At 63.6% G+C, this 25,537-nt stretch carries 22 protein-coding genes; 7 read left to right on the top strand and 15 right to left on the bottom strand.

The window, feature by feature from the left end; genetic code table 11:
- The 5 genes from AC3WLC_RS03635 to AC3WLC_RS03615 all read right to left on the bottom strand — a co-directional run bounded on the left by AC3WLC_RS03635 (window position 1) and on the right by AC3WLC_RS03615 (window position 5,107).
- Window positions 1-855, bottom strand: coding sequence for an ABC transporter permease (locus tag AC3WLC_RS03635; protein ID WP_493682570.1), 855 nt, complete (start codon window positions 853-855; stop codon window positions 1-3).
- Window positions 852-2,723: an asparagine synthase (glutamine-hydrolyzing) gene (gene asnB, locus AC3WLC_RS03630; protein WP_493682569.1), complete on the bottom strand. Its 1,872-nt coding sequence runs from the start codon at window positions 2,721-2,723 to the stop codon at window positions 852-854. Before asnB ends, AC3WLC_RS03635 begins: the two co-directional genes overlap by 4 nt.
- A 69-nt stretch (window positions 2,724-2,792) precedes the next feature.
- Entirely contained in the window at window positions 2,793-3,788 is a 996-nt protein-coding gene (locus AC3WLC_RS03625; protein WP_493682567.1) for an NAD-dependent epimerase/dehydratase family protein, read from the bottom strand.
- Window positions 3,789-3,908: 120 nt separating this feature from the next.
- The gene (gene nusG, locus AC3WLC_RS03620; RefSeq protein ID WP_493683124.1) at window positions 3,909-4,433 is read right to left on the bottom strand and encodes a transcription termination/antitermination protein NusG; all 525 of its coding nucleotides are present in this window, start codon (window positions 4,431-4,433) and stop codon (window positions 3,909-3,911) included.
- 2 nt (window positions 4,434-4,435) lie between these two features.
- Complete coding sequence (locus AC3WLC_RS03615) at window positions 4,436-5,107, bottom strand: winged helix-turn-helix transcriptional regulator (RefSeq protein ID WP_493682566.1); 672 nt, start codon at window positions 5,105-5,107, stop codon at window positions 4,436-4,438.
- Between the two features lie 247 nt (window positions 5,108-5,354).
- Between AC3WLC_RS03615 and AC3WLC_RS03610 the strand changes: the two genes are divergently transcribed.
- From AC3WLC_RS03610 to AC3WLC_RS03600, 3 genes are all read left to right on the top strand, one after another.
- A complete protein-coding gene (locus AC3WLC_RS03610) occupies window positions 5,355-6,554 on the top strand; it encodes an MBOAT family O-acyltransferase (RefSeq protein WP_493682565.1) in 1,200 nt (399 codons plus the stop codon).
- Window positions 6,555-6,681: 127 nt separating this feature from the next.
- Entirely contained in the window at window positions 6,682-7,800 is a 1,119-nt protein-coding gene (locus AC3WLC_RS03605; RefSeq protein ID WP_493682564.1) for an SGNH/GDSL hydrolase family protein, read from the top strand.
- Between the two features lie 65 nt (window positions 7,801-7,865).
- A complete protein-coding gene (locus AC3WLC_RS03600) occupies window positions 7,866-8,798 on the top strand; it encodes a hypothetical protein (protein WP_493682563.1) in 933 nt (310 codons plus the stop codon).
- A 23-nt stretch (window positions 8,799-8,821) separates the two neighbouring features.
- Here the strand turns inward: AC3WLC_RS03600 and AC3WLC_RS03595 are convergent, their stop codons facing one another.
- Genes AC3WLC_RS03595 through AC3WLC_RS03580 form a run of 4 tightly spaced genes read right to left on the bottom strand, consistent with a single transcriptional unit; the run spans window position 8,822 to window position 12,170 of the window.
- Window positions 8,822-10,732 carry an HAD-IIIC family phosphatase gene (locus AC3WLC_RS03595; protein WP_493682562.1) on the bottom strand — a complete coding sequence of 637 codons (1,911 nt, stop codon included), beginning with the start codon at window positions 10,730-10,732 and terminating at the stop codon, window positions 8,822-8,824.
- Complete coding sequence (locus AC3WLC_RS03590; RefSeq protein WP_493682560.1) at window positions 10,729-11,433, bottom strand: SDR family NAD(P)-dependent oxidoreductase; 705 nt, start codon at window positions 11,431-11,433, stop codon at window positions 10,729-10,731. Before AC3WLC_RS03590 ends, AC3WLC_RS03595 begins: the two co-directional genes overlap by 4 nt.
- A gap of 52 nt (window positions 11,434-11,485) precedes the next feature.
- On the bottom strand, window positions 11,486-11,923 hold the full coding sequence (locus AC3WLC_RS03585) for a MaoC/PaaZ C-terminal domain-containing protein (RefSeq protein ID WP_493682558.1): 438 nt from the start codon (window positions 11,921-11,923) through the stop codon (window positions 11,486-11,488).
- A 1-nt stretch (window position 11,924) separates the two neighbouring features.
- Window positions 11,925-12,170, bottom strand: a complete 246-nt coding sequence (locus AC3WLC_RS03580) for an acyl carrier protein (RefSeq protein ID WP_493682556.1) — start codon at window positions 12,168-12,170, stop codon at window positions 11,925-11,927.
- A 544-nt stretch (window positions 12,171-12,714) separates the two neighbouring features.
- Here AC3WLC_RS03580 and AC3WLC_RS03575 point away from each other — a divergent pair.
- Genes AC3WLC_RS03575 through AC3WLC_RS03565 form a run of 3 tightly spaced genes read left to right on the top strand, consistent with a single transcriptional unit; the run spans window position 12,715 to window position 18,116 of the window.
- Window positions 12,715-13,146, top strand: a complete 432-nt coding sequence (locus AC3WLC_RS03575; RefSeq protein ID WP_493682555.1) for a hypothetical protein — start codon at window positions 12,715-12,717, stop codon at window positions 13,144-13,146.
- A gap of 39 nt (window positions 13,147-13,185) precedes the next feature.
- The gene (locus tag AC3WLC_RS03570) at window positions 13,186-15,390 is read left to right on the top strand and encodes a hypothetical protein (RefSeq protein ID WP_493682554.1); all 2,205 of its coding nucleotides are present in this window, start codon (window positions 13,186-13,188) and stop codon (window positions 15,388-15,390) included.
- Entirely contained in the window at window positions 15,387-18,116 is a 2,730-nt protein-coding gene (locus tag AC3WLC_RS03565) for a hypothetical protein (RefSeq protein WP_493682552.1), read from the top strand. Before AC3WLC_RS03570 ends, AC3WLC_RS03565 begins: the two co-directional genes overlap by 4 nt.
- 69 nt (window positions 18,117-18,185) lie before the next feature.
- Here the strand turns inward: AC3WLC_RS03565 and AC3WLC_RS03560 are convergent, their stop codons facing one another.
- From AC3WLC_RS03560 to AC3WLC_RS03535, 6 genes are all read right to left on the bottom strand, one after another.
- Window positions 18,186-19,631, bottom strand: a complete 1,446-nt coding sequence (locus tag AC3WLC_RS03560; RefSeq protein ID WP_493682551.1) for a DUF2793 domain-containing protein — start codon at window positions 19,629-19,631, stop codon at window positions 18,186-18,188.
- Between the two features lie 162 nt (window positions 19,632-19,793).
- The gene (locus AC3WLC_RS03555; protein ID WP_493682549.1) at window positions 19,794-21,626 is read right to left on the bottom strand and encodes a carbamoyltransferase family protein; all 1,833 of its coding nucleotides are present in this window, start codon (window positions 21,624-21,626) and stop codon (window positions 19,794-19,796) included.
- A 14-nt stretch (window positions 21,627-21,640) separates the two neighbouring features.
- Window positions 21,641-21,790: a DUF5989 family protein gene (locus AC3WLC_RS03550; protein ID WP_164470445.1), complete on the bottom strand. Its 150-nt coding sequence runs from the start codon at window positions 21,788-21,790 to the stop codon at window positions 21,641-21,643.
- 13 nt (window positions 21,791-21,803) lie between these two features.
- Window positions 21,804-22,241: an SxtJ family membrane protein gene (locus AC3WLC_RS03545; RefSeq protein ID WP_493682547.1), complete on the bottom strand. Its 438-nt coding sequence runs from the start codon at window positions 22,239-22,241 to the stop codon at window positions 21,804-21,806.
- Between the two features lie 204 nt (window positions 22,242-22,445).
- A complete protein-coding gene (locus tag AC3WLC_RS03540; RefSeq protein ID WP_291673291.1) occupies window positions 22,446-23,222 on the bottom strand; it encodes an SDR family oxidoreductase in 777 nt (258 codons plus the stop codon).
- 38 nt (window positions 23,223-23,260) lie between these two features.
- Window positions 23,261-23,947 carry a GntR family transcriptional regulator gene (locus tag AC3WLC_RS03535; RefSeq protein ID WP_348521249.1) on the bottom strand — a complete coding sequence of 229 codons (687 nt, stop codon included), beginning with the start codon at window positions 23,945-23,947 and terminating at the stop codon, window positions 23,261-23,263.
- A gap of 192 nt (window positions 23,948-24,139) precedes the next feature.
- On the opposite strand from AC3WLC_RS03535, the gene AC3WLC_RS03530 reads away from it, so the two are divergent.
- On the top strand, window positions 24,140-25,399 hold the full coding sequence (locus AC3WLC_RS03530; protein ID WP_493682546.1) for an ABC transporter substrate-binding protein: 1,260 nt from the start codon (window positions 24,140-24,142) through the stop codon (window positions 25,397-25,399).
- Window positions 25,400-25,537 lie beyond the last annotated feature (138 nt).

Genomic DNA, 25,537 nt, shown 5'->3' with positions numbered 1-25,537 from the left:
TCAGAGCACATTCCCGAGATAGGGCTTGACCCTGCGGAATACGACGAGACCAGCGATGAATAGGCCGAGCGCCATGACCGTGAACACGATCCAGGCGAAACCGTGGCGGATCTCGTTGAAGAACAGCGTGTCCTGATAGACCCAGGCCACATAGCTGAACGGGTTCAGGTAGAGCACGGGCCGGATCGTCGGCGGCACCCAGTCGGGCAGGTAGATGGCCGGCGTGAAATACATGGACACGGCCATGTAGATCGACACGAACTCCCTGATGTCACGCAGGAAGGGCGTGGTCACCGAGAGCAGCAGCGTAAGGCCGATGCAGAGCAGGGCGTGGAGGCCCAGCACGACCGGAAGCGCGAGGAAGAGCCAGCCGAGCCCGCCACCGAAGAACAGCTTGTAGGTGAGCATCACCGCGAAAGCGGGAACATAGGTGATGAAGCAGGCGATGATCGTCGCCACCGGCAATGTCTCGATGGGGAAGACGACCTGCTTCACCAGATTGGCATTGCTCGAGAAGGCATTGGGCGCGCGCCCCAGGGCGTTCGACATGAGCAGCCACGGCGTGAGGCCGACCAGGATGTAGCTGGTATAGTCGCCCGGGAAGGTGGTGGTCACCGCCATCTTGCTGCCGATGACCACGCCGAAGATCAGCATGAAGGTGCCGACGACGACGATCGGCTGGATGTAGACCCAGAGCGAGCCGAGCCCATGGCCGGCATGGCCGCCCTTGATGTCCCGGAGCACCATCTCGCGGATGAGAGCAAGATTCCGGCGGATGACCCGCGCGAAATTCAGCACCATCGCGCCGATGCCCGGCTGGCTCGCCTGTATGGCGGGAGATCGCGGCGCGCTCACAGGTAAGCCTCGCAGAATTGTTCCAGGTTGAGCAGCGACCAGATCAGCAGGCGCCGGTTCTGGCGGCCTTCGAGATGGTCCTCGATCAGGCTCTTCACCGTGCCGCGGTCGAGATAGTCGTAGATGCGCGCGCGCTCGTTGAGCAGGCGGCGGCGGACATAGTCGATGCTTTCGCCCTTGAACCAGCTCGCATCCGGCGCCGAGAAGCCCTGCTTCTCGCGCTCCGCCACCTGCGACGGGATATGCCGGCCCATCATCTTGCGCAGGATCAGCTTGCCGTCGCGCGTCTTCTCGAAATAGCGCTGCGCCTTGCCGCCGGGCTCGTTCTCGTTGAGCTGCACCACTTCGGTCAGGTTGCCGAGCTTCATCTTGGCCGGCAGGCGCATGGCGAAGTCGACAAGGTCGTTGTCGAGGAAGGGCACGCGCCCTTCCAGCCCATGCGCCATGGCGAGCTTGTCGTCGACGACGAGCAGGCCGTTGAGGAAGGTCTTGGCCTCGAAATAGAGCGAGTGGTTGATGTAGTCCTCCGGGCGCGTCAGCGTATGCGCGTGCTCGTGGAAGACGTCGCGGAAGATCTCGGTCGGCGCAGGTCCCGTCGCCTGCCCCCAGACCGGAGCCAGCATCTGCGGCAGCAGTTCGGTCGGCACCAGGCGCTGCCAGAAGCCGTAGTACTTCTCGACATAGTGGTCGAAGTCGTCGTTCACCACCGCGCGATAATAGCGCCAGGGATAGCCGGCGAAGAGCTCGTCGCCGCCCGTGCCCGAGAGCACGACCTTGACGAATTTCGAGGCCAGCTTGGCAGCGTAGTAGTTCGGATAGGACTGGCCGACGCGCGGCTCCTCGAGATGCCAGGCGAGGCGCGGCAGGGCGCGCTCCATGTCGCCGGCCTTGAGCACCATCTCGTAATGCTCGGTCTTGAACAGATACGACATGTGCTCGGCTTTCGAGCGCTCGTCATAGCCGAGCTCGACGCCCGAGGCCGAATTGAGGTCGAAGCCGACGGTGAAGGTCCGCATGAACGGCAGCTGCGCCGCCGCCAGGGCCGTGATCGAGCCCGAATCCATGCCGCCAGAGAGATAGGAGCCGACATCGACGTCGCTGATCATTTGCCGGCTGACGGCCTGCCGGAACAGGAAGTCGAGCTCGTCCAGCGCCTTGGCTTCGTCGACCGGGCCGTCCGGCTCCTGGAAGTGATAATCCCAATAGCGCTTCGGCTGGAGCGGCTCGCGGCCCGGCTTCACCTCGAGATAGCAGCCGGCCGACAGCAGCTTGACGCCGGCGAACAGCGTCCTGTCGGTGAAGAAGTTCTGGAAGGTCAGGTACTCGGAAAGGGCGCTCACATCCATCCGGGACGAGAAGCCCGGAAAGCCGCGAAAGGCCTTGATCTCGGAGGCGAACAGGAAGGCGCCGTCGACCTCGGCATAATAGACCGGCTTCACGCCGAAGCGGTCGCGCGCGATCGTCAGCTTGCGCTCTTTTGTGTCCCAGATCGCGAAGGCGAACATGCCGTTCAGCCGCAGCAGGGCCGAGATGCCCCATTCGGCGAAGGCGGTCAGCAGCACCTCGCTGTCGCCGCTGGAGTGGAAGAGATGGCCGCGCGCGCTGAGCTCGGCCTTCAGCTCCTTGAAATTGTAGATCTCGCCATTGTAGCTCAGCACATAGCGACCATCGCGCGTCGCCATCGGCTGGCGTGCCGCGTCGGTGAGGTCGATGATCGAGAGCCGGCGGTGGCCGAGCCCGACCGGACCGTCGCAATAATGGCCTTCACCGTCCGGGCCGCGATGGGCGATGATGTCGGTCATCGCCTTCAAGGTCACCGGCGAAGCCGGTCTGCCGTCCCGATGCAGGACGCCTGCAATGCCGCACATAGCGCTACCGTCCGATCATGGAGCTGAAAGAGGCCGGCGCCTCGAGGCGCCGGCCGATATTGCGAATGGTCAGAGCTGGGCCTTGGCCCGGCGCTGAGCGACCTGCTCGATGTGCTCCTTGCGCCACTCGATCAGCTGCTTCAGCCCCTCGTCGAGGTCGATCTTGGCGGTGAAGCCGATCTCCTTGCTGGCCTTCACCGGCGAGCCGATGCGGTTGCGCACCAGGGTAGCCTGGCTGCGCGGCGCATAGTTGATCGGCTGGTTCGAGCCGGTCAGGTTGAGCAGCTTCTCGGCGACTTCCTTGAGCGAGGTGCGCTTGCCGGTACCGACATTGTAGAAGCTGTCGGTGGCGGTCGACTGCATCGCGCAGAGGTTGGAGCGGGCGCAATCCTCGACCGCGACGAAGTCGAACGCCTCGGAGCCGTCACCCATGATGGTCGGGCCCTCGCCGCGATCGATCGCGTCGAGCATCTTCATGATCACGGCGATATAGGCGCCGCGATAGTCCTGGCGCGGGCCATAGACGTTCATGTAGCGCAGGCCGACATAGTCGAGCCCGTAGCGGAAGTGATAGGCCCGGGCCATCGCCTCGCCGCAGATCTTGGTCGCGCCGTAGAAGTTCTTGTTGTTGAAGGGATGGTCCTCGGTCATCGGCTCCTCGACGGCATCGCCATAGACGGAGGCCGAGGACGACCAGACGAGGCGCTTGACGCCGTTGCGCACGCAACCGTCGAGCACGTTGAACATGCCGCGGACATTGGTCTCGAAGGCCGTGCGCGGATATTCATGGCATTGCAGCAGCCAGAGCGCCGCGAACTGGAAGACGCCGTCCGCGCCCTTGAGCGCCGCGTCCAGGATGTCGGTCTGCGTGATGTCGCCGCCGGCCTCGAAGATCTTGACGCGCGGATCCTTCAGCGCGTCGGCCAGGTTCTCGGTCGTGCCGCGTACGAAATTGTCGTAGATCACGATCTCGCCGACATCGGTCTTGGTCAGCTGATCCACCGCATGCGAGCCGATCAGGCCCGCGCCACCGATGACAACGACGCGCTTTCCCTGGAGTTCCACGTTCAGTTTCCCTTGTTGGCGATGCGACGGCAGGCCCGCGCATGATTTGTCCAAGCTACCGCAGTCCGGGTGCGACGAAGCGCCCGAACCGCACCTTACTAACTGGCCGAAACCGTCCGCTCACGCGGCCTTTTCGACCATGTCCTCGTCCAGCAGCACCCTGACCTTGCCGCCGAGCAGGTCGAGCAGCACGGCGATACGGTCCTGGTCCCTGAAGCCTTCGAAAAGGCCCAGCGTTTCGGCGAAGCTGCCGGAGCGGATGCGCACCATCTGGCCCGGCGCGAGATCCGGCCGCTGCGAGAGCGCGATATAGCCCTGCCCGTCGCGGCGCGCCCGCAGACCCTCGACCACCGCATCGGCGATCGGCAGCGGGCCGCTCTCGCCGGCGACGAGCCGCGCCACGCCATAGGTGCCGTTGATGGAGCGCCAGCGCTGACGAGCCGGATCAAGGCGCACGAACAGATAGCCCGGGAAGAGCGGCGCAGGGGCGAACGTCACCTTGCGCGCATGGCGCCGCTTGCGCAGATAGCACGGCAGGAAGGCCTCGAAGCCCTGATTCTCGAGCTCGTGGACGGCCCGCTGCTCGGACAGGTGCCGAGCCTGCACGACATACCAGCGTGCGCCGGTCGAGAGGGCGGCCGGCATCGTCACGAGCGCGCCTCCGCGCCGCGCACCGACAGCATCGACGGCACCAGGACACGCTGCTCGCCGAGGGCGGCAACCGCCTCGTCATAGTAGCGCTGGGCGTCATGGATGCCGGTCACGATCGCGCCGCCGGGGCGGACCGGCACCTCGGCCAGCGAGGCCACGACGGGAATGTTGAACAGGCTCGGCTTGCGCATGCCGGCGTCGACGATGGCGACGATGGTGACGCCATGCTCGGCGGCGCCCAGGATCGCGATCTCCGTCAGATCGCTGCCGCCGCAGAGCGCAAGGCGATCGAGCTTGCGCTCGCGGGCCTGCTCGAACAGGGCCGAGCATTCGCTGCGGGCACGGCGGAAGAAGGAGAGCGACCAGGACAGGTATTCGGCGGTGAGCCGCGACTTCTCGGCGAAGCCCGACGGCGTCAGATAATAGGCGTAGCGGCGGCGCGGCACCTGCTGGACCTTGATCAGGCCCTTCTTCACACAGCGCTTGATGTAGGTGTTGACCAGGCCGAGCGCGACGCCGAGCTCCCCGGCCAGCGCCCGCTGCGAGACATGGGCCTCGCGCTCGACGAAGGCGAGCAACCCGGCAATGTGGCGCCCTTCGGCATCGGCGGCCCCGAGCTCGGAGCCGTCAGCGGAGACGCCTGCGCCGTTGTTCGATCCGACGATCATGGCCGGCGGCGTATCACGTTCAGCGCGTGAACGTCAAATGCGTTCAGCGCATGAACACTGGGCCGGCAGGGTTAATTGACGGAGCCGAGTCCTCGGATATAAAAGCCCGCCCTGGAAACGATCATGGCAACCTGAGAACGATGCAGCCGGATGCGAAAAATCCGGCAGAGCGGGCCAGTGGACTCGGGAACGTCGTTCCGCTTCGTATGCGTCGAATACCGACCTGAACCCCTAACCTGAAACGGCAATGGCGCTCAACTCGTTCAGCTTCGTCCTCATCGCCGTTCTTGCCGTGCTGGCCTGCCGCCTGTGGGCACCGCGGCTGATCCGCGAGGCGGTAACGCTGCTGCTCAGCTTCTATTTCCTGTCTACTTACCTGTCGGATGGCAAGCAGGTCGCGCTGCTGTGCAGCTTTCTCGTCCTCGTCTTCGCGATCGGCTTTTGCAAGGCACGGTCGAAATCGCTTTGGCCGGCCACGATCTCGTTTGCAATCGTCATTTCCTTCTGGATTGGCCTCTTTCTGCTGAAGGATCCCGACCTCTTCAAATCGCTGAACCCGTTCAACGGGAACCCGATCAAGATCATCGGCATCTCCTATATCGTCTTCCGAGGCATAACCTTCGTCCTCGAGGTCGCTCCCGGCGACCGGTTGAGCTTCATCACCTTCATCAATTACATGCTGTTCTTCCCGACTCTGCTCGCCGGTCCGATCGAGCGGTATCAGCGCTTTGACGCATCGACCGCGCAGCAACTGTCGTGGGAAGCGAGCGGCTACCAGGCGCTCAATCGCGTGCTCAACGGCTTCATCAAGAAGTTCGTCATTGCTGACAATCTGATGGAGCTGGGCATCTTCTCGATGACCGCCGCCGGCAACGACTTCTCGACCCCGATGCTCTGGATCGGCGCGCTGCTGATGCTGACCATCCTGCTGCTCGATTTTTCCGGGTATTGCGACATCGTCATCGGCATCGCAGCCCTGATGGGTTTCAAGCTCGTCGAAAACTTCAATTACCCGCTGATGGCGAAGAACCTGCAGGATTTCTGGTCCCGCTGGCACATGTCGCTCGGCTCGGTGATCCAGGATTATGTCTTCTCGCCGCTCAGCAAGGTCGTCATCACCCGCATGGGACGCGACCTTCAGATGTACGGCATCGCGTCGATCTATGTCATCGCCATGGTGCTCGTCGCCATGTGGCATGGCACGACCTGGGGATTCCTGATCTTCGGCATGCTGCAGGGGGCCGTGCTGTTCGCCATTCAGATCAGGCGCGAATGGGCGCGCGCAAGAGCCAAAGCGCTGAAGATCAAGTTCACCGGGCAACAGACGGCTGCCGGCCTCTGGTCTGGCCGCGTGGCGACCTATCTCTTCGTCTCGCTGACAATGATCTGGTGGCAGGGTACCGTTCCCGAGGCGCTGAGGACATACCAGAAGCTGGCGGGGTGGTGACGATGAAGACTGTCGGCGTCGATCTGCTCAAGGTCTCGGTCATCGTGACCAAGATCGTCATCATCCTGTATTTCATGAACTCAAAGCTCACCTTTTTCACCTATCAGAATTTCTGACCCGCAGCTCGATGAAACAAGCCTTCAAGAACTTGCTGCGGCTGGCCCTGCCCATCGTCGTCGCTTTCGCGTTGATCGATCTCGCGCTGCTCGGCGTGACCCGTCACACGCGCCTGCTCGAGGACGTCGTCGATATTCAGACCCCGGCCGCGCTCTATGCGAAGCTCGATTATCTGCAGGCGCATGCGGGTCGCCGCATCGTCTTCATTGGCGACTCCGTGGTCTATGGCCGACGGATGGAAGAGAAGGGCGACACCGGCTGGCGTGCGCACACGATTCCGGCGGCGGTGGCGTCGCTGATCGAAGCCCGCCCTCCCCGCATGCCGGTCCTTGCAATGAATCTGGCCATGAACGGAGCGCTTCCGGCCGATATCGAGCAGGTCGCGCGGCTCGTCGCTCCTCTGAGACCTGATTGCATTGTCGCCGACATCAGCCTGCGTGCCTTCTCCGCCGATTTTGCCCCCGAAGCGGGCCGGTTCAGCCGTTCCTGGCTCACCTCCATGCAGCTCGACGCCAATCGGAAGCTCACAACGGAGAGCGGCTCTGCCGCAGGCATGAGCCAGCGTCTGGAGACGACGCTGCGCGACTGGGCCATCAACCACTGGCGGCTCTATCAGCTGCGCGACTTCGTCCAGTGGCGCGTATTCGACGGCGAGCCGGCCAGCCTCGTCAGGCGTTTCCGCGCCTGGCTCGATGACAAGCTCCGTGGAAAGTCGGCGACGGCGCCCGATCCCCTGGACGACATCCTGCTGACGCTCAAGACGAAGAACCGACACGACTCGATCACCCTCGCCGCGCAGAACCCGCAGGTCGCAGCCCTGCAGCGCACGCTCGATCGCCTGGCGAGCGACGAGCAGTGCGCAGTCTTCTTCTATGCGACGGAAGACCGGGAGCAGTTGCCCGATCTGATCGAGCTTTCGCGCTACAAGGCGCTGCAGGCCGAGCTGGCGCAGATCTTCGCAGGCTATGCGGCCAGCGGCATCACCTACATCCCGCCGCTGGAGACGCTGGAGCCGAAGCACTACCTTGACTACGGTCATCTGAACGAAGCCGGCAGCGCGATCGTCGCCAGGGCGATCGTCGACGGCGGCCTCGGTCAGGCCATCGATCGCGCTGCGAGGACACCATGACCTTGCCTCCGACCCAGGGCCGCGCGCGGATCACCGCACTCGGCTTCCATTTCCCCGGCTCGCCCGTGCGGATCGACGCCCTGCCGCTGTCGCCGGAAGAAACCGCGCGTCTGCCGCGCCTGGGGCAGGCGATCACCCATATCGCCGGGGAGGATTCGACGGCGCTGATTGTCCATGCGGCGCGTGACGTCCTCGCACGCCATGAGGGTGCGGCCAGCGACATCCGCATGGTGATCTCGGCGCCCTCGCTGGTGACGTCCTATGGCCTCGAAATCCCGGCAGTCGCGGTCCGCGCGGAACTTGGCCTGACCAACGCGCAGTGCCTCAATCTGGCGCAGGGCTGCGTCGGCGTCCTGCGTGGCATCGACCTCGCCGCACAGCTCGTCAACGCTCAGCCGGAGGCCGGCGACATCATGGTGGTGACCAGCTGCCGTGCATCGTCCCATACCAGGAACATGAACCACGGAGCCTTCTTCTGGGGCGATGGCGCCGCTGCGGTGATCGTCAGCGCGAAGGGCAATACGGGGCTGGAGATCGTGGGTTACGCCGAGGCAGCCAGCGACGCCAACTGGGGCGCGATGCGGATCGGCCTAGGCGACGCAATGGATACGGCCAACGCCGAAGACGTCAACCGGATCAGCGTCCATTTCAATACGCCGGAAGACCAGATCGACTATATCCGCGCCGAGCAGCGCCACTTCGCCACCGTCACGAACGCCCTGCTGGAGCGGCAGGGCCTGCAAGAAGACGACATCGACGCGATCTTCCTGCCATCGACCGGCAAGAACCGAACGCCTATTCTCTTCAGCGAGCACCGCGGCCTGCTCAAAAAGGTCGGGACCGATTTCAGCTACGCGCATTTCGGCGGCGTCGATCCCATCCTGTCTATCAGCCAGCATCTCGAGCGCGGAGAGGGCAGGCCCGGCGGTTGGCTACTGCTCGTCTCGCCCGCCTTCACCGCGCAATGGGGCGGCCTGCTGCTGCGCAAGCCGGACTGAACAAGGCTCGCTGGATCGCGCCCCTAAGCGGCGATCTCGGCATCCGTTACCTGCGTCCGTTGGATATCCATCGGCACGGCGGGAGCCTCGTACTGATCGAGATCCAGCGACCAGACCGTCGTGCCTTCATCGCGGGTTTCGACCAGCTCGAAGCCGAGCTTGCGGTAGTGATCCGCGACCATCTCGTTGCGATCGGTCGGGCGATAAGTCCCGATCAGTCGTGTCCCGCCCGCCTTTCTAACAGCCGCCGCTATTTCATTCAGTGCCGCCCGCTCGACGCTGCGGCCAAGAACCCGGCAGCTCATCAGCCAGGTATCGATCGCCCAGTCCTCGACCTGCTTTCGCACGATGATGACACTGATCATGCCGTTGTCGCCGAATGCATCGGCGAGGCGGATCTGGAAGGTCAGCGCGCTGTCGTCGGCGCCGACCTGCTCGATCTCCGCTTCGGTATAGCGCTTCGTCGTCAGGTTGAACTGGTTCGACTTGTTGATCAGCTGGGTGATGCGGCTGCGGCCAGCCTTGTCGAAAGGCCCGACTGTCATGCGCATATCGAGCGACTTGAGATAGGATGCCAGATCGCGAGCCCCAGTCTGGAGCGCCGCTCGCTTGGCATTCGCCTGATACTGCTCAGCACGTTGCCGATCCGCGTCGAGGAAGGCGAGAGCTTCGAAATACCCACCCGCAAGCACGAAGCGCGGATAAAGCGCCGGGTCGTCGCCGATCTCGGGAACCGCGACCTGCGGAAGCGCCTGGCGCACCTGGCGGCGTTCTGCCGGGTTGTCGTCGAGGAAGACCAGCGAGTCGACGCCGATGTTGAGAGTCTTCGCGATGGCTTCCAAATTGCTGGCCTTGTCGTTCCAGTTCGCCTGGAAAACCGCGATATGCTCTTCGCGAAGCAGCATTTCCGGATGCTTCTGGAAGACCTCGCGCGCGATCCGATCCTCGTTCTTCGAGCTGACCGCGAGGATGATACCGCGTTCACGCAGATCGAGCGCCATGCGCTGAATAGCCAGGAAAGCCTCGCCGACGGCCGATCCGTTGCCGAGCACGATCCCGTCCAGGCCATCGTCGCCGATCACGCCGCCCCAAAGCGTATTGTCGCAATCGAGCACGAGGCACTTGCGCGACTTGCCGACCATGGCCGCCAGAAGCCGGGCGCAGTGCTCCGCATAGAGCGGCACATAGCGCTGGGCGAAGGGCAGCTTGGCGATATGCCATTGGGCGGGATCGAACCAGTTCTGGCCGCCGATCGCCTGGCTGATCGCCTCGACGTCGAGCACGACATCGGAGCTGCCATCAAGAGCTTCGACGAGAAGATGATTGAAACGGCTGATCCGGGCACGCTGGCTTTGGCCGAGCCGGATGTCGGCGCTGCCGAACAACGTCTCCGGAGGGGTCGCCAGCGTCTGCAGGATCAGCGCGCCCTTGAACTGATCCCGCAAACCAGCGCGCAGAGCGTTGAGATAGGCGATGGCGGAGTTTGCATCGCCCCTGCTTCCGGATTGCAGGTCCTCATACCCGTTATGGTCGAGCGCCAGAAGAATCGCGTTCGGGTTCGACGAAAGAACTTTCGAATCGCCGCCGGTCGCAGCCTGCATCACCTGATTGTATTCGGCTTCGATGACCTGGAGATCGATCCCGTACCGCGCCGCACTCGCGACGATCGCCGGTGCGAACAGCTTCGTCGTCGCATTGCTGATGAGGCCTAGCTTGAACGGCGTCATTCCGGGAATGGCGCCGCTATTCGCGGCCCGCACCAGGCCGATGGTTTTCGCTAACCGTGCCAGCTGGCTGTCACTCAGCGCCGATTCCGCAAGCGCGCGCAACGAGGCCGCAGGAGAAGGATCGCCCTGCTCCACCGCCGCGCAGCGTGCACGAAAGTCGGCAGGCGCTTCCGGAAGCCAAGGCATGATTGACAGATCGAGGTTCATGTCATGCTCGCTGGTTGCAGGTTGAGACGCTCAACAATCTCGTCAGCCACGTCATCTACGCTGGAGAAGGGCTGCTGTTCTCGCATCAGGTCGAGAAAACGACTGTCGAAGGCATTCAACATATCCGTCTCGATAAATCCGGGCGCCACCGTGGCAACGCGGAGCCAGGGGAACTCCGCTGCCGCGAGCGACATGACGCCCAGTAGGCCGAACTTCGAGATCGTATAGGCTCCCAGGCCGCCCATGGCCTTGGCTCCGTCTTCGAGACCGCACGCGTTGCCCATCGCCTTGGTGAGCACGCCGACGACGGAGCCTGCCTTGCGCGGCCGAAAGCATTGCCGCACCAGCCCTGCCAGCAGACGCTGTGGGCCAACGACATTCGCCGTCCAGAAGAGAGTGTGCTCCTCCGGCGAGATCTTGCCGAACGGGGCGACCACGGGCGGTGGCGAGGCGGCCAGCACTGCGCCGGCGACCGGCCTGCCATCCGCTGCGATGCGCAGGATTCCGGCATCGATCGAGGTCGGATCGGCCATGTCGAGACAGACGGCAATGCCACCGCAGGCTGCAGCCAGTTGCGCCGCCTCCTCCGCCTTGGCGGAGCGATGCCCGATGACGGGACTGAAGCCACGATCGGCGAGCCGACCGGCAAGTCGACGACCGACCCCTCCGGTAGCCCCGGTGATAACGACAAGTTCGCTCACCCAGTCACCTCCACGCGGAACGTCGTGTCATCCCGAGAACGCCTTCCCGGGATCAGCGGGGATGGAGCGTTGCCAACGCGCTGCCGCTGGCGATCAGGCGCTCTCCACGAGTCACCGCTATCTTCAGCGACAGCGTGCGCGTGGCTTCGGAATAGTGGCTCGTGTCGATTTGGACATGAGCGGTCTCCCCGACATAGAGAGGCTGCCGAAAGTCGATCTTCAAGGCGCTCCAGATCCCGGACGGCCCAGGCAGGTGCATGCCGACAATCTGCGAAATTTTTGCGACGATCATTGCGCCGTAGACGACAGCCCCGGACAGCCCCCGCGCCTCGGCAAATGTCGCATCGAGATGCAGGGGATTGTAATCCCCGGACAGCAGCGCGAAAGCCTGCTGATCAGCTTCGCTGACCGTAAAATCCAGTCCGAAGCTCTGGCAATCGACCCCTCCAGCTGAATCAGGCGAACTCGTCCCAATTCCCTCGAGCGGCACGTTATCGCCCACCCTTCGCGATGATACTGCTTACGACCTGGCCGACATTCTCAAAAGACGAAGCCTCTGCCGCACTGAAACGCACAGCAAAGGCCTGCTCAAGCGCGACGATGAGTCTGATATGCGCAAGACTATCCCAGCCCTCGACGTCGGCAGCCACAGTCGTCGGCGTCACGACGATAGATTCATCATCGAACACATCCTGGAAGATGGGGTTCATCTTCTCAATAACGTCGGATTCCATCATCTGACCCGGAACTCTTGCTCGCACTGTCGGAAACGCGGTTGGGCGCGCACGCTAGATAGGGGGGGAACCCTGGCGCGTCAACCCAAACTGCCCGGCGCCTTGGCGGGCCGGACCAGTCTGCGGGCTGCCTTTTGGCGAGCCGCGATGCGCTCCGGAAGCCCCGTATCGGACCTGGCATTTCCCATTTTCGACCCGGCCCTCGAACACCTGGAGCCACTTGGCCCCAAGTTCGCGGATGCCCAAATCACACCTGATCCAGCCCTCTCAGCCTCATGCGCGGGTGGTCCGCGCACCGTGCAAAACCGGCACGGTGCCTTCCCGACCGCTGGCGACTGACTCTCCGTCACCCCGTTGGCCGGCAGAGGCCTAAATCCCGAAGAACGCGGCTCCCACGCGTCCGGAAACCGGCAGCTCTCCACTCTTTACCTTGACTCGTCACGCCGCGCTGAGCTAGCTGTCGCGCATTCGGGCAAAGGGAAAACATGTTGTTTTGGCGTGGAGGAAACCACCCGCGCGCCGCAATCTAGAAAGTCGAGCGCAGACCATGAACAAAACACTGTTGACTAAACTTTGGATCTGCTCGGCCGTGGCCTTGATGTCGCCGCTTTGCCTACCGGCAGCGGCTCAGCCTGCCAAAAGTCTTGAGATCGCCGAGAAAAGCCGGGTTGTTTCTAACAAGGGAAGCTTCCTGATTCTGGTGCTGGACCTACGCCCTAATGCCGAGACGCTGAAGTCTTCCGGGGCCGGTTCAACAGACCTCATCATTGCTACCGCAGCGAATTACGCGAAAGATTATCTGTCGAAAGCTGAATACGCCTCTGTTCCCAAGGTGGTGACCTATCTCATTTCCGTCGACAGCATGGATGAGTACAACCGGGCGAACTTCGACGGCATGAAGCGTTTTGGCACCTTGACCTTTGAACGCAAGGGAGAGGGCGTGGACCTTGTTGAGAATAAACTGTCATACACGCCATAACGCCGCCAACCCGCCCCAGGCCGTGCTGCAGAATCTCCGATGATCGCTGTAAAAAACAAGATACCGCCGAAGAAGCTTTTTCTGATCTTGGTGTCGGCCGTTCTCGTCGCAGCTTTGTTGGCGGTCAGCGTCATCCGCTTGCGAAAATTCCTGCTGTCCCGCATCGACAAGAAGGTCGCTGTGGAGATGCTGCTGCTGAAAAATCAGCTCGAGGCACAGATCGCAGCGCAAAAGCCGGTCGCCGCACCTCAGGCCCTGCGGATGCAGGAAGCCGCTTCAGTCGCTGCCCCGGCAGACATCACGGCGCGCATCGAGACACTGGAAAAGCTGGCGATCGGGGGTACCGACGCCACCTCCGGCCGCCTACCGCTTGTCAGTGACTATCGGGGCGCCGGCGCCCCTGTCCTGGCGATGATCGATGCCGTCGGGCCGTATCGCAAGAATGGCCTGTTCGAGGTTTATGGCGGCAGCTTCCGCGAGCGCCGCTCGGGGCCGATCCGGGTGACCGAGGCCCAGTTCGAGGTTTCCCATGATGAGGGCTGGCTGATCTGGTCGCCGGACGACAGCCCGGCACGGGACGCCACTCATTTGAGCCTCGAGTTCGCCGCCGCGCCAACTGCCGGAGACATCACCGTCGGCTTCGTGCTGGATGACGGCCAAGTCGTTTCCTACGGCCTGCAGACTGGACCGGCAACGGCCAGCCCTTCAGGTTTGCTACCCCCTCTGTTGCCAAAAGACGTCACGGACAAAGCCAGTGCCAGCCAGCCTCTGGCCTCGCTCAAGCTATCCGGGAACAAGGCACTCTTCGCACTTCCTTCTCAAATGCTCGTGAAGTTGCGCAACGGTCAGCGCAACCAGATTGCCCAGTGGTTTCTCAAAGTGAAAGGCGCCGCCGGAACGTCGCTGCGCCTTAGCCAGATCGCTCTCATCCGCCCGACGCCGCCCGCCACGACAGCAGGCGTGACCTTGGCTGGTCGCGTCGTTGGCGTTGACCTCGCGCCCGGGACACAAATCGAGCTCTTGACCGAGTCGGGAAACTTGACGCGGCAGGCGCTGGGCGCTGATGGCGCTTTTGCTTTCACCGGAGTGGACTCGGCACAACCGGCGTCGCTCAGGGTCAGGCATCCACGCATCCTGAACTATGCCACGCTCGGGCGGTGGTTTCTGCCGTCATACAACCGCAGCGATTTACTGGTCGATGTGACCCCGCGCTATGTGAACAAGGATGGCCACGCGCCCGATCAATCGACCGCCCGCTTTGTCGGGCCGCGCACACCGTCGTCGGTTGCAGCGCTGTATGAGCCGCATGCGCGTCAGTACTGGCCGGGCGGAAGCACCGTCCAGGAATTCGATTCGACGACGTTCACCAATAACTATGGCTATCTCGACCGCGATCGGTTCTTCGACAATCCTGACAACTGCGTCCGACTGGCGAGCACCGGCGGCAGCGACATGGTCGCACTGCAGGTCCGCCCTCAGGAGAAGTTCAACATTCTCCTGGAAGAGAGCGTCGGCATCGCGCTTGGAAAGTGCGTCGAGATCATCTCGGCCGGGGCAGACAACGGCGACCTCGGGACCAATTACCCTCGCATTCGAGATTACACCTCGAAGTTCAACGTCGTCCACACCCTGGTGTCCATGGCTTCCGGGCTTGTCTACCAGGTCAATCCGCAGATGCTGCGTGATGGCCTGGGCATGGATCCTGAAAACAGTGCTTTGCCGAATTTCTATTTCGACGACAAAGGCGTCTTTACGTACCGCGATGCGTCGCCCGTTTATCCCGTTTTCATGTCCAAACCGACGCATCCGGAATATATCAAGGGCATACCGTTCACCTACACGCTGAGCGTTCCTTTCGACGTGATGCCCGATCCTGGCAAGGAAGCGTTCCGGTACTGGACCGAGATCGTCAATTATGTTGAGCGCAAGCATCCTGGACAGAATTTCGTCTTTCATACCGGCGTGGACCAGGCACAATGCCGGAAGAATTGCGAGCCGACTTTGACACTCGAGGACGGCCGCAAGGTGTTGGCGGGCGCGCGTGGGTATGTCGACACACTGACCGAATACTGCACCAAGAATGGATATAATTGTATCAACCCACCGTTCACAGAATTCTATACCGAACGACCCAGTTTGCTGACATTCGAGTTTGACAGTCACTATTCTTTGCTCGGCCATCAATGGCTGGCCGAGCAATTGACCACTCCGGTAGTGAAGCTCCTCGGCGGAAACCACAGATGAGCTTTGCGGCTGAGCACAGCCTGCGGCGCCTGGCATCGGTCAGGCGGTGGGCTATCTGGATGATGGCGGCATGGATATCCGGCGTGGCGACCACGCCTGTCCGGGCCGACGAAAACCCGGACATCAGGTCGCTGCCCTATCCATTTTCACATGTCGTCAGCTTCGCCAGCGATGTCGACATGCAGCGGCCATGGCACGGCGCCGCCATGCACCGTGTCTTCAATGAAGAGCTCGGCCTCACGATCTCGGATTCGCTTTGGCCTCAAGGCAGTGGTTATTCATCGGTATTTTTCCTCGGCCCGCACACAATCAACCGAACTCCATCTGAGGTCGGCACACAGCCTGTATTTGCGCTGTTATTGCGCGAATGGCATCGCGGAAACATCGATCACTTCCATGGCTGGCAAGAAGATGGAGTCTTGCAGGCACGGACCGATATTGACCCGCCGCTGGCATTGACATCGGCGCGTGTCAGCTACGAGGTACCGCCCATCCATCCAACGCTCACAGCGCAGAACGCACAAAACTTCCGGCTTTATTTCTCGGCACCACCGCCGCCTGACCTCACGGTCATTGTCCGTGATGTGCAGGGACGCTCGTTGTCGTTACCTGTCGTGGAGCGGTCACGCGGCGAGAACATCCAGCTCGAGGTTGGAACGTTCGGGTGGATCGTGGAGGTGCTGATCCCCCGGGTTCAATCCGACTCGTCGCCGGTCAAGCGCTCGCCAAAGTCGCTTGTCGAGGAGGTGATTCCTCAGCTGCGGGCCGACAGCTCTTCTCTGGCGGTCAGCCCCATGCAGATCAACCGGGTCGAGTTGATTGCCCCATCCTGCGCAGCTGGGTGCAACACCAGCCTCGTTCGGATCGAGCGCGATCATTTCAGCCGCCAAACTGTGCTGGCGCAATTGCCTTGGCTCGAGCAGTGGAACATCCGCCCGGCGCTGGTAACATCTCACGGCGGCAATACGCTCATTCAGGATTACGGGATCAAGGGCAAGAAGCTCGAGCTCCCGAGGACGGAAGGCACCTTTCTCGCCGACAAGTCCACGGTCGTTTCACGCGAGGCATTGGCCGACCGCAAGGAAAGCCACGCCTTCCATTCTGATCTGCTTCGCAGGCTCTCAGTGCTGGGGGTCTGGTCTTATTTCCCAGCCGTGGGAACGGATCTGTATCGGCCGCTATCGACGGGCAAAGTCGATATTGGCTGGCCCGCTCTTACCACATCCTATTCCGGCCTCTACAACGTGCCTCGCTCGATCGTTGTGGTCGACAACTCCAGCGAGAACGCGTTTGTCGAAAGCCTAGGCAAGCTCGCTCCAGGCATGGCTGCGGAAGTTCGCAGAACGCTTTATTGCGGCATCGCCTGCGTTGCCGATCAAGGCGACGCCCTCTCCTTGCTGATCAGCCAAAGTATTTACCTGATCGATGCGGGCGAGAAGGTCAGGCACTTCTGGTATTCGCATTTCGGATCGGGGGGCACGGCTTTCAAGCCCTCGCCCCAGCAACCGCTGACTCCCAGTGTTCTGCTCTGGATGCGGCGCTTGGCCAATCTGGTTTATGACTTCGATCGCAGCGTCGGCGAGCAACGTCGTGTTTGGTCGCCTCCGGCGAACAGCTGGCTGCGCTATCAGATCATGAAAAGCGGCGTTCAGAAGCATGTGAGAATTGGCGAGTCGGGCTCGGATATCGAGATAACGCCATGGCAGGATACCGTCACGCAGGCCACTATGCCGGACCCCGTCGCCGGCACGCGCGATCTGCATGGGCTGACCATTTATGTTACGGATCCGGCCAAGGCATCCATCGAGGTGGCAGGTCGGGAGGTGGGGAGTTTCACGCGCAATCCGCCGGATGCGACTGGGCGCGGCTCCGTCACGATTGTCGATGACAACACCCCCACCTCGCTGATCGGTCCCATCGCCCTGCGGGAGCGTGGGGACATTGAGGTCCCGAGCGGCGACTTCCAGGACGTAGGACCTGCGCGCGACCATATCAGTCTGATGGCCGATGCCGAGGGCCGAGCGCAGGTTGCTTTCGCGCCCTGGCAGTTGGACCTTTGGAACACCAGTCACATCCAGCTCGCCTATCGTAAACTTCCTGCCGCGCCGGGTGAACGCGCGCCTTCGCAGGGAGCGCTCAAAATTGAACTGTCGATGGAAGACGGCGGCACAATTGCCCTTGCCGAAGCGCCGCAGGAGGTAGGCTCAACGTCGAGCTCCTGGCTCCTTGTCAGCAGAGCCACTAACGAGGAATGGGAGCGCGTTACGCTCGATGTCGCCCGTTTGGCCTGGCCTGACCTGAAACTCGATGAAGGCAATTGGCGGCGGCCTCCTTTGCCTATTGGCCGGGTACGAAAGATAAGCGTGTCAATGACGGGCGCTAGCGCGGGGGAGCGTATCGACATTAGCGAGCTGCGGGCCCTACGCCCTTCGGGCAATGGCGAGGCTCCGGAAGGCGCCAAACTGGTCGCAGGCCGCGTGACCGTCGATGGCCTGGCACCTGCCGCCCTCATCCCGGTCGAGGCCGAGGCCGAAGACGGCAAGGTGACGACGACAGCGACCGACCAAGACGGCTATTATTTTTTCCCCGGCCGCAAGCGGAACGAGAAGCTGGCCATCCAGGCAAGGATCGGCGCAACGACATGTCCCCCACTGCAGGGACGAAAGATGGTCGTCACCAAGAACGATGTGGAAGTCGATATCTTGCTGAGCCATTGCCGCAACTGAGGCCGCCCGGCCCGTAGGATGAGCGATCCTGAAAATCCGGAACGCTCATCCTTAAGCAACGCTCCGGCCTCAGAGTTCCGCCTCCACCGTCAGATGGCTGCCGCTGCCCGATGTGACGAGCAGCGCCGCAAATGACTGCCCTGCCCCGATTGACGGCGAGATCAGGGTCAGCGACAGCGTTGCACCATGGGCGCTGCTGCTGCCGAGGCCGGATATCGCGGCGTCGGCGAAGACCCTGCGGCTGAGGCCGGATTGCGTCACGGTCGGGTTCGAGATCCGCAACGGCGCCGGCAAGGCGATGCTCACGGACAGCTCGCCGGTGTCGATGAGCAGGCCCGCGGCCAAGCGCACGCCCGCCGCGCCCGGCCGGACGACATGACAATAGCGCGCCGCCAGCCAGCTCTCCTCGGGCCGCCTCTGCCAGCCCGTCGCGCTCGCCCCGAGCTCGAGCTTGACCTGGCCGAAGCTGACCGAGCCGCCGCCGCTGCGCGCCAGCTTGACCGTGATGTCGCCGGTGTCGCCAGGAGCGGTGGTCAGCGTGACGCTTCGCCGACCGGGGCCGGCAGGGATCGTCCCGGTCGCCGTGCCGACCGTGACCGACAGATCGCTGGTCGGCGCCTCGACCGAGAGCGTCACGATCGTCGATGCCAGCGAGGCCTGCCCCCAGAACGCCCGCTCGACCACTTGGGCGATCTCCCCGGAAGCCAGGGTCAGGACAGTCCCGGACAGCGACAGACTGCTGGCGCCGCTCGCCTTCCAGCGATCATGGCCGTAGACGCCGCTCGCCAGCGAACCGCCGGCGAAGGCGCGCTGGTTGATCTGGAAGTCGCCGTTGATCAGCAGGTTCTGCCGCGGCACGTCACGCGCCCAGCTGCTGGCTGGCAAGCTGACCAGCCCACTCGTCCGGTCGACCACCAGCGCCTCGGTCCAGTTCGCGCCATCGGGGCTGACCTTGATCCGGAACTGGTCGTCGCCGGCAAGGCCGATCTCGGCCCTGCCCGAGAACGCATCCTGGAAGAGCAGGCTCGCCGTGCGCGCCGCGCTCGCCTTGTTGAGCTTGAGCCGATGATCGGTGCCGGCATGGCTGAACAGGCTGGCACTGGCCGAGACGGCGAGCCGGTTCGTCGTGTCGGCCGTCGTGTTCACGCCCCAGAGCGTCGCGCCGAGGCTGCTCTCCGGCTGCGAGCGGCGCCATTGCGTGCCGGTCCAGACATGGTGCTCGGCCTCGTCCGTGACCCAGGCCTGCCAGCCGGCCCGCGGCGCCAGGAAGCTCCAGGCCCCGTCCTCGAAGATGGCGAGTTCGTCCTGACGGCCGGAGAAGACGCCGCTGCCGCCGGTCGGCACGATATAGGCAGCGGTCTCAGCCGGTGAAGCCGGCGGCACGGTCTGCGTCCGGCTGGCGACGACGAGATGCACCAGCGCATCGAGCCGCATCAGCGCATCATTGTGGGTGACGTGTTTTTGCGCCTGCCCGGCGGCGAGCAGGGGCAGGCCAAGACGCGGCGTATCGCTCATGGAACCTCGCAGGATCGGAGCGGCGCGCGGAAAGCGCGCCATGCCGGCCGATTATGCGGGCGCCGGAAGCGGCGGGGATCGATTCAGCTTCTATCCCCGCTCCAAAGCATTTTCGAGCGAAGTGGGCACCGTTCGCGTGAAGAAAATGCGAAAATAAAAAGCTCAGTCGAGCTCGAATGCGTCCTTGTAGTTCAGCTTCAGGGCCGGGTCCTGCTCCTCCTTGCGCAGCAGGCAATTGCCGACGACCAGGAGCTCGATCTCCGAGCCCATGAAGCAGCGGAAGGCGTCGCTCGCCGTGCAGACGATCGGCTCGCCGCGGACGTTGAAGGAGGTGTTGACCACGACCGGGCAGCCGGTCAGCGCCTTGAAACGCGAGATCAGCTGGTGATAGCGCGGGTTGGTCTCTTCATGGACCGTCTGGATGCGGGCGGAATAGTCGACATGGGTGACGGCGGGGATGGTCGAGCGCGGCACGTTCAGCTTGTCGATGCCGAACAGCGCCTTCTCCTCCTGCGTCATCTCGCGTCGCAATTCCTCGCGGACATCGGCGACGAGCAGCATGTAGGGGGAATCGCCGTCGAGTTCGAACCAGTCGGCGACATCCTCGCGCAGCACCGACGGCGCGAAGGGCCTGAAGCTCTCGCGGTACTTCACCTTGAGATTGAGCGTCTTCTGCATCGCCGGCGAACGTGGATCGCCGAGGATCGAGCGGCCGCCGAGCGCGCGCGGACCGAACTCCATCCGCCCCTGCATCCAGCCGACGGCCTTGCCGTCGGCGAGGCCCTGGGCAGTCAGGTCGATCAACGCGGCATCGTCGAGGACCTCGAACTTCGCCCCCGCCGCCGTCAGCTCGGCCTCGATCTCAGCCTGGCTGAACTCCGGGCCGAGATAGCTGCCGCGCATGGCGTCGCCCTTCGCAGGCACCTCGCGCGGCTTGCCATGGAAGAGGTGGTAGCCGGCCAGTGCTGCCCCGAGCGCGCCGCCGGCATCGCCGGCCGCCGGCTGAATCCATAAGCCCTCGAACAGGCCTTCGCGCAGCAGCTTGCCGTTGGCGACGCAGTTGAGCGCCACGCCGCCGGCGAGGCAGAGGTTCTTCATGCCCGTCTCGGCCCGGACCGAGCGGGCGAGCCTGAGCACGATTTCCTCCGTCACCGCCTGCACCGAGGCCGCCATGTCCATGTGGAACTGGGTCAGCAACTGCTCGGGCTTGCGGACCGGCTCGCCGAACAGGGCGGCGAACTTGTCGTTGGTCATCGTCAGGCCGACGCCGTAGTTGAAATAGCTCTGGTCAAGCTGGAAGGAGCCGTCCTCCTTCAGATCGACCAGCTTCTCCAGCATCAGCTTGGCGAAGCGCGGCTCGCCATAGGGCGCGAGCCCCATCACCTTGTACTCGCCGGAATTGACCTTGAAGCCGATATAATAGGTCACGGCCGAGTAGAGCAGTCCCAGCGAATGCGGGAAATGCAGCTCCTTGTGGACCTTGAGGTCGTTCCTCCTGCCGATGGCGAGCGTCATCGTCGCCCATTCGCCGACGCCGTCCATGGTCAGCACCGCCGCCTCCTCGAAGGGCGAGGGGTAGAAGGCCGAGGCCGCATGCGACAGGTGATGCTCGGTGAAGAGCAGTTTTTCGACATCGAAGCCGGGGCTGAGCTTCTTCAGCTCCTTGGCGATGATCTGCTTCTGGAACAGCTTTTCGCGCAGCCAGAGCGGCATGGCCATGCGGAAAGAGGTGAAGCCGCGGGGCGCGAAGGAGAGATAGGTCTCGAGCAGGCGCTCGAATTTGATGAAGGGCTTGTCGTAGAAGACGACCGCGTCGAGCTCCTCCAACCCGCAGCCGGCGACCGAGAGGCAGTATTCGACCGCGTGCTTCGGGAACTCGGCGTCGTGCTTCTTGCGCGTGAAGCGCTCCTCCTGCGCCGCCGCCTCGATGCGCCCGTCGACGACCAGCGCAGCCGCGCTGTCATGGTAGAGCCCCGAAATCCCGAGAATGCGCATCGCGGCCGGGACGCTCAGAACAGCGTGTAGATGAAGGGCGCGATCGCGCTGCCCTTGGTCAGGAAGAGCAGGCCGCCGAGCAGCACGCACATCAGAAGGATCGGCACCAGCCAGAACTTCTTTCGCGCCGCCATGAAGCGGAAGAACTCGCGCAGGAACGACATCGCAGCAATCCCGTCAGAACTGGTCTTTCATCGAGACCGGCTCCGGCCCCGGCGGATCACGGACGATCCAGTAGCTCTTCGCCTCCGGCTGCTTCTTCAGCCGCAGGAAATCCTTGCCGACCAGCCGGGCGATGAAGGCCATCGGCGTGAAGACGAGGAAGAACAGGATGCCGAGCACGATCGGGTTGATGATCATGGCCAAGAGCAGGCCGAACTTCATCCAGAGCCGGTTCAGCGGCGCCAGCACCGCCGGGCGGACCAGCGCGACCACGAGGAAGCCGGCTGCGACCAGCGCGAGCCAGGGCCAGGCCCGGCCGTGATGCCAGGCATTGTAGAGGCCGACCAGCGCGAAGAAGCCGGCGAAGACGAAGCCGAAGGAGCGATCGCTCGATCCTTCGTGATCGTCATGGCCGGCCCCGGCCCCGAATTCGTGATGGACGCCCTTCGACAAGCCGCCGCTCCTGTTCAGGCGGCATCCTCTAGGCGATTAAGGGCGGAAGGTCGAGGGTAGAGGCGCCATCGTCGCCTCCACCAGCGCGTCATGCTCGGGCTTGCCCCGAGCATCTCAGGCCGGAAGAGGCTCCGACCGGCGCCTTCTCGTCCTGAGATTCCCGGGTCTGCGCTTCGCTCCGCCCGAGAATGACGCCTTTCTCCCTCAGCTCAGCATCCGCGTATCGCCGCAGACCGAGATCTCCTGCCCGGAGATCGTCTTGGCGAAGGGAGAAGCCAGGAAGACGATCTGCTTGGCGATGTCATTGGGATCGACGAACTGCTTGATCGAGACGCCGGCGAAAAGCCGATGCGTCATCTCGTCATGCGAGACGTTGAGCGAGCGCGCCTTGTTGGCGATGACGCTCTGGATGCGCGGCCCATCGACGAGGCCGGGGCAGATCGCATTCGCCCGGATGCCGAACTCGCCGAGCTCGGCCGAGAGCGCCTTGGTGAAGCCGATCACGCCCCATTTCGCCGCGGCATAGGGCGAACGCAGCGGGAAGCCGTGCTTGCCCGCCTGGCTGGAGAGATTGACGATCGAAGCGTTCTTCGACTGCTTGAGGTGCTCGACGGCGAGCCTCGTGCAATTGAACTGGCCGGTCAGGTCGATGGCGACGCAAGAATCCCAGTCCTCCGGCGCGATCTCGTCGACCCGGCCGGTCGGCCCGGCGATGCCGGCATTGTTGACGAGGCAATCGAGCCCGCCGAGCGCCGCCAGGGCTTCCTCGAACAGCCGCGCCACGGCCTTGCGGTCGGAGACGTCGCAGACCGAGCGTGTGATCGCAGGATCGCTCTCAGCCATCTCGGCGAGCGCCTTCTCGTCGACGTCGCAGATATGGACCTTGGCGCCCTCCGCCGCGAAGGCGCGCGCCGTCGCCCGGCCGATGCCATTGGCGCCCGCCGTCACCAGCACACGCAAGCCCTTGATCGTCAGGTCCATCGTTTCCGTCCCTCTTCCTTCATTATGAGGCCGCCCGGCTATTCCGCCAGCCGCGCCGTCCGTTCGATATGCTCGGCCGCGGCGCTGATGTCCTCGACCAGCGCCTGCCGCGCCGCCGCCGGATCGCGCCGCCGCAGGGCCGCCAGCAATTGCGCATGCGCGACGACGGCGCTGCCGCCATCGAGCCGGCGCGGCTCGTGCCGCATGTCGAGATTGAGGACCGGCCCGGCCTTGAGCCAGAGCCGCCCGATCATCTCGACCAGCGAGGGCATGCCGGCGGCTTCGTAGAGAGAAAAATGCAGGTCGCGATTGGCCGCGACCGCGGCGGCCGGGTCAGGCGGGTCCTTGGCCGCGGCCAGGAACGCAGCCTCGTGCTCGGCGACCACGGCGATCTGCGCGTCGGTGATGACCTTCGTCGCCTCCTCGGCGGCAAAGCCTTCGACCACCAGCCTGATCCGGGTGAGCTCGCGGAACTGCGCCAGCGTCAGCACCGGCACGCGCACCGCCCGCCCCGGCAGGACTTCCAGCGCCTTGTCGGCGGCGAGCCGGCTCACCGCCTCGCGCACCGGCATCATCGAGACGCCGAGCGCCTCGGCGACGCGGCGCAGCGACAGTTTCTCGCCCGGCGCCAGCCGCCCGGCGATCAAGAGAGCTCTGAGCTCGCCGGTGACCCGTTCGCCCAGCGTCTCGTGCTGGAGCGAGCCGACCTCGTCGAGCGCCGACACCTCTCCCAGCTTCCCCGCTCCTGGGGAGGCGGGCCGCGATTGCGGCGCAACAGAGGGCTGGACTCGGGCAACCATGTCTGCCAACCTAACTGTGATCACAGATCACGACAAGCGGTTCGAAACCGCAGAGTGAAGAAGACGATCCACGCGATCCGACGCCGAAGAGCGCGGGCGAGTTCTGGGAGGAACGGAATGTCAGAGCAGTCAAGGATCAAGGGCCTCTCGCGTCGTCAGACGCTCGTCGGGCTCGGCGGCGTGGCCACTGGCCTCGTCGCCAGCCCGGCGGTCATCCTCGCACAGAGTGCGGATGCGGTCCGCTTCGGGCACCTGACGCCGCGCACCGGCTTCCTCGGCCCGCTCGGCGAATACGGCGTCATGGCCGCTGATCTCGCCGCCGAGGAGATCAACGCCGCCGGTGGCATCAATGGCCGCAAGCTCGAACTGCTCAAGGAGGATTCGGTCAACCCGCAGACCGCCTCGACCAAGGCCGAGCGCATGTTCGAGCGCGACCAGGTCGCCTGTATCATCGGCGAGATCTCGTCGGCCTCCTGCCTGACGATCTCGCAGGTCGCGGCCCGCAACAAGAAGCTGTTCTTCAACACTGGCGGCAATTCCGATGCGCTCCGCGGCGAGAGCTGCAACCGCTACATGTTCCATGTCGAGCACCAGAACTCGATGTATGTGAAGAGCGCCGGCCGCTCGCTGCTGGCACAGGGTCTGGTCAAGGGCAAGAAGTGGTTCTCGCTCACCGCCGACTACGCCTTCGGCCATGACCTCAGCAAGGTCGCCAAGCGCTTCATGGAGGCCAATGGCGGCCAGTTCGCCGCCGACAAGCTGGTGCCGACCGATGCGACCGACTTCTCGGCGCTGCTGCTGGAGATCCGTGCCGCCAAGCCCGACCTGGTCATCTCCAACCTTGCCGGCAACCAGATCACCAATTTCCTGAAGCAGTATTCCGAATTCGGCCTGACCTTCCCGGTCGCCGGCTTCGGCTTCGACACCGCCCTCGCCTGGGCCGCCGGCAAGGACAATTTCGGCGGCATCTGGCCCTGCGTCTGGCATCACCTGATCGACACGCCCTCGACCAAAGCCTTCGTCGCCGCCTTCACCAAGAAATACGGCAAGCCACCGGAGAACCAGGCCTGGGGCGACTATGTCGGCGTCAAGGTCATGGCCCAGTCGATGAACGAGCTGAAGTCGACCGATACGGCCAAGATCCTCGAGCATCTCGAGAAGGGCGCGAAGTTCGACGTGATGAAGCCGCGCCAGGGTTATTTCCGCGCCTCCGACCATCAGCTGATCAGCGAGATGTACACGATCACCGCGCTGCCGGCGGCGCAGGTCAAGAACCAGTGGGATCTCTTCACCTCCTCGCCGCCGGTGCCCGGCCCGAACGAGGACATGGAGGTCATCGCCACCCAGGGCGACGAAGCCGTCTGCAAGATGAGCTGAGCACCTCACGTCATTCTCGGGCGAAGCGCAGCGCAGACCCGAGAATCTCATGACTGGAAGGCGCCAGCTGGCGCCTCCTTCGGCCTGAGATGCTCGGGTCAAGCCCGAGCATGACGGCTCAGCACGTCATCCCATCGC

It is taken from the genome of Allobosea sp. GW821-FHT03A12, assembly GCF_058986765.1.
This window is presented reverse-complemented; position numbering and strand designations above follow the sequence as displayed.

What these genes read in the sequence shown, in the direction of transcription:
- AC3WLC_RS03550 (WP_164470445.1), bottom strand. Translation starts at nt 21,790, where the DNA reads ATGTCGTTCCTGCGCGAGTTCTTCCGCTTCATGGCGGCGCGAAAGAAG.
- AC3WLC_RS03565 (WP_493682552.1), top strand. Translation starts at nt 15,387, where the DNA reads ATGAGCTTTGCGGCTGAGCACAGCCTGCGGCGCCTGGCATCGGTCAGG.
- AC3WLC_RS03605 (WP_493682564.1), top strand. Translation starts at nt 6,682, where the DNA reads ATGAAACAAGCCTTCAAGAACTTGCTGCGGCTGGCCCTGCCCATCGTC.
- AC3WLC_RS03530 (WP_493682546.1), top strand. Translation starts at nt 24,140, where the DNA reads ATGTCAGAGCAGTCAAGGATCAAGGGCCTCTCGCGTCGTCAGACGCTC.
- asnB (WP_493682569.1), bottom strand. Translation starts at nt 2,723, where the DNA reads ATGTGCGGCATTGCAGGCGTCCTGCATCGGGACGGCAGACCGGCTTCG.
- AC3WLC_RS03580 (WP_493682556.1), bottom strand. Translation starts at nt 12,170, where the DNA reads ATGATGGAATCCGACGTTATTGAGAAGATGAACCCCATCTTCCAGGAT.
- AC3WLC_RS03555 (WP_493682549.1), bottom strand. Translation starts at nt 21,626, where the DNA reads ATGCGCATTCTCGGGATTTCGGGGCTCTACCATGACAGCGCGGCTGCG.
- AC3WLC_RS03610 (WP_493682565.1), top strand. Translation starts at nt 5,355, where the DNA reads ATGGCGCTCAACTCGTTCAGCTTCGTCCTCATCGCCGTTCTTGCCGTG.
- nusG (WP_493683124.1), bottom strand. Translation starts at nt 4,433, where the DNA reads ATGCCGGCCGCCCTCTCGACCGGCGCACGCTGGTATGTCGTGCAGGCT.
- AC3WLC_RS03575 (WP_493682555.1), top strand. Translation starts at nt 12,715, where the DNA reads ATGAACAAAACACTGTTGACTAAACTTTGGATCTGCTCGGCCGTGGCC.
- AC3WLC_RS03560 (WP_493682551.1), bottom strand. Translation starts at nt 19,631, where the DNA reads ATGAGCGATACGCCGCGTCTTGGCCTGCCCCTGCTCGCCGCCGGGCAG.
- AC3WLC_RS03540 (WP_291673291.1), bottom strand. Translation starts at nt 23,222, where the DNA reads ATGGACCTGACGATCAAGGGCTTGCGTGTGCTGGTGACGGCGGGCGCC.
- AC3WLC_RS03615 (WP_493682566.1), bottom strand. Translation starts at nt 5,107, where the DNA reads ATGATCGTCGGATCGAACAACGGCGCAGGCGTCTCCGCTGACGGCTCC.
- AC3WLC_RS03570 (WP_493682554.1), top strand. Translation starts at nt 13,186, where the DNA reads ATGATCGCTGTAAAAAACAAGATACCGCCGAAGAAGCTTTTTCTGATC.
- AC3WLC_RS03595 (WP_493682562.1), bottom strand. Translation starts at nt 10,732, where the DNA reads ATGAACCTCGATCTGTCAATCATGCCTTGGCTTCCGGAAGCGCCTGCC.